Origin of the sequence: Luedemannella flava (assembly GCF_039528515.1) — a bacterium.
GTDB classification, from domain to species: domain Bacteria; phylum Actinomycetota; class Actinomycetes; order Mycobacteriales; family Micromonosporaceae; genus Luedemannella; species Luedemannella flava.
This window is the reverse complement of record NZ_BAAALT010000357.1, coordinates 1-3,589: the sequence shown is the minus strand read 5'-3', so window position 1 is coordinate 3,589 and position 3,589 is coordinate 1. Positions and strand designations below refer to the sequence as shown.

At 74.4% G+C, this 3,589-nt stretch carries 2 protein-coding genes and 1 pseudogene; all 3 read left to right on the top strand.

Annotated elements, in window-relative coordinates:
- Positions 1-946, top strand: a pseudogene (locus ABD211_RS33375) (dynamin family protein); the annotation flags it as partial.
- Positions 943-2,439 carry a dynamin family protein gene (locus ABD211_RS33370; protein WP_344140561.1) on the top strand — a complete coding sequence of 499 codons (1,497 nt, stop codon included), beginning with the start codon at positions 943-945 and terminating at the stop codon, positions 2,437-2,439. The pseudogene ABD211_RS33375 and the gene ABD211_RS33370, both read left to right, overlap by 4 nt.
- A gap of 37 nt (positions 2,440-2,476) precedes the next feature.
- Positions 2,477-3,589: Hsp70 family protein (locus ABD211_RS33365; RefSeq protein WP_344140559.1), on the top strand; the 1,113-nt coding region annotated here is incomplete at its 3' end.

Below are 3,589 nucleotides of genomic sequence, written 5' to 3'. Positions count from 1 at the left end.
GGTGCTGGCCGTGTGCGACCGGCTGCGCGCCGAGCTGGGCACCGAGCGGGCCGCGCTGGCCGACCCGGCCGCGGCGGCGGGCGTGGTCACCGAGCTGACCGAGGTGAAGCGGCGGGTCGAGGACCTGCGCAGCGCGGCGGCCCGGTGGAGCCAGACGCTCACCGACGGGGTCGGCGACCTGACCTCCGACGTCGACCACGACCTGCGCGCCCGCATCCGGCAGGTGACGCAGGAGGCCGACGAGACGATCGACACGATCGACCCGGCCGACGGCTGGCCGCAGATGCAGTCGTGGCTGCACTCGCGGGTGTCGCAGGAGATGCTCAGCAACTACGCGCTGCTGCGCACCCGGGCGACGGCGTTGAGCGAGCAGGTGGCCGAGCACTTCCGGGAGGCGTCCGGCACGGTCCTGGAGGAGCTGGCCGTGCGCGACCCGGCGCCGCTGGCGTCGCGGGCGCAGCTCGAACACAGCCTCGAGCTGGAGAAGATGCGCGTGGGCAAGCAGGCCATGGTCGCCCTGCGCGGCGCGTACGGCGGGATCATCATGTTCACCGTGCTGGGGAGCCTCGCGGGCATCGCGCTCGCGCCGATCTCGCTGGGCATCGGGCTGGTCATGGGCCACAAGGGACTGCGCGACGAGAAGAAGCGCCAGCTACGCCAGCGGCGCGCGCAGGCCAAGAACGCCGTCCGTCGGTACTGCGACGAGGTGACCTTCGTGGTGGGCAAGGACTCCCGGGACACGCTGCGGCGCATTCAACGCCAGCTGCGCGACCACTACAGCGGGCTGGCCGAGGAGCTCAACCGCTCCAACGCGCAGGCCCTGGCGGCGGCGGGCGACGCCGCCAACAAGGGCCGCGCGGACCGCGAACAGCGCCTGGCCGAGATCGACGCCGAACTCGCCCGCCTCTACCAGCTGCGCCAACTGGCATTGGCGGTCACCTCGTGAGCGCGACGGGTAGTGCGAGGCCAACCGGGCTCGTCGACCGGACGCGGTTGGCGTTGACCCGGGCGAGCCAGGTCTACCAGGGCACGCCGGCGGCCGCCCGCCTGGCCGCGACCCGCGAACGGCTCGACGAGCCGCTGCGGGTGGCCATCGCCGGCCGGGTGAAGTCGGGCAAGTCGACGCTGCTCAACGCGCTCGTCGGCGAGCGCCTGGCGCCCACCGACGCGGGGGAGTGCACGCGCATCGTCACGTGGTACCGCGACGGGCACACGTACCAGGTGACGGCCCGGCCGCGCCGGGGCGAGCCGCGGCAGCTGCGGTTCACCCGCGACGACGGTGCGATCGAGGTCGACCTGGCCGAGCTCGCCCCCGAGGACGTCGAGGACCTGTCGGTCACCTGGCCCTCGCGCGCGCTGCGCGACATGACGCTGATCGACACCCCGGGCATCGGCTCGCTGACGGCGCATGTCGCGGCCCGCGCGTGGGAGCTGCTGGTGACCGACGACGAGGAGACGCCGGCCGACGCCGTCCTCTACCTGATGCGCCACCTGCACCACACGGACCTGGAGTTCCTGCACGCCTTCCACGACACGACCGTGTCGCGGCCCAACCCGGTCAACGCGATCGGCATCCTGTCGCGCACCGACGAGATCGGCGTGGGCCGGGTGGACTCGATGGAGTCGGCCCGGCGCATCGCGCACCGGCTGGGCACGGACCCGAACGTGCGCCGGGTGGTGCAGACCGTGGTGCCGGTGGCGGGCCTGCTCGCCGAGACCGCGGTGACGCTCACCGAGGTGGAGGTGGGCCAGCTGCGCCGGGTGGCCGACCTGTCGGTGGCCGAGAGCGACGACCTGCTGCTCTCGGCGGACCGGTTCGTGGCACGCCTGCCGGAGCTGGGCGTCACCGAGATCGAGCGGCGCGCGCTGCTGGACCGCTTCGGCCTGTTCGGGCTGCGCCTGTGCGCGACCCTGCTGCGCACGGGCGTGGCGCCCACCGCCACCGCGCTGGCCCGCGAGCTGGTCACGCACAGCGGGCTGGGCGAGCTGCGCGACGTGCTGCGGTCGCTGTTCGACGAGCGGCGCGACGTGCTCAAGAGCCGCTCGGCGCTGCTGGCCCTGTCGGGCCTGGCCCGCGCGGAGCCGCGCCCGGGCAGCGACGCGGTGCTCGCCGAGGTGGAGGAGATCGTGGCGTCCGCGCACCCGTTCCAGGAGCTGCGGGTGCTCGCCTCGCTGCGCGCCGGCTGGGTGACGGGCAAGGGGCCCGTACTCGACGAGCTGGAGCGGTTGATCGGCGGTCGGGGGCAGGCCGTGCACCTGCGACTCGACCAGGGCGCGGACGTCGGCAACCGGACACTCGCCGCGCTCGCGCAGGACGCGCTGGCGCGCTGGCAGCGCCGGGCCGAGAACCCGATGACCTCGCACGAGCTGGCGTTGGCCGCTCGGGTGGCGGTGCGGTCCTGCGAAGGCATGGTTACCGACCTGGCGCGCACGGGATAGGGTCACGCACAGTTCCCCCACCGAGCACCCGGAGTCCATGGTGTACGCACTCGGCATCGACCTGGGCACCACCTTCACCGCCGCCGCGGTGTGGCGCGACGGCCGCGCGGAGATCGCCTCCCTGGGCAGCCGCGGCGCCGCCATCCCGTCCGTGGTGCTGCTGCGCGAGGACGAGACGTTCCTCATCGGCGAGACCGCGAACCGTCGCGGCCTGTCCGAGCCGCACCGGGTGGCCCGCGAGTTCAAGCGTCGGCTGGGTGACACCACGCCGATCCTGCTGGGCGGCGTGCCGGTGTCGGCCGAGGCGCTGATGGCGCGGGTGCTGCGCAGCGTCATCGACGAGGTGACCCGCCGCGAGGGCGGCGCGCCGGCCTCGATCACCGTGTCGCACCCGGCCAACTGGGGGCCGTACAAGACGGACCTGCTGCGCCAGGCCGTGCGCATCGCGGGCCTGGAGCAGCCGGTCAGCTACACCACCGAGCCCGAGGCGGCGGCCGCGTTCTACGCCCGGGCGCAGCGCATCGACACCGGCGCGGTGGTCGCGGTCTACGACCTCGGCGGCGGCACGTTCGACGCGGCGGTGCTGCGCAAGACGCCGACCGGCTTCGAGATCCTGGGCCAGCCCGAGGGCATCGAGCGCCTCGGCGGCATCGACTTCGACGCGGCCGTCTTCGGCCACGTCCGCCGCGCCATCGGCGACGCGATCGAGCAGCTCGACGAGGACGACCCGGCCGCGATCGCCGGCGTGGCCCGGCTGCGCGAGGAGGTCACCGAGGCCAAGGAGGCGCTGTCCGCCGACACCGACGTCTCCATCCCGGTGCTGCTGCCCAACCTCGCCACCGAGGTGCGGCTGACCCGCGCCGAGCTGGAGGCGATGGTCCGCCCCGCGCTCTACGACTCGATCGAGGCCCTGCGCCGCGCGCTGCGCTCGGCGAACGTGACCCCCGAGCAGCTGCACGCGGTGCTGCTGGTCGGCGGCTCGTCCCGGATGCCGATCGTGGCCCAGTTGGTCGGCGCCGAGCTCGGCCGTCCCGTGGCCGTGGACGCGCACCCCAAGCACGCGGTCGCGCTGGCCGTGGCGGGCCTCGCGGCGTGCGCGCTGGGCGTGGCCGGTGCCGCGGCCGTGGGTGGTGCCGCGGCCGTGGGTGGT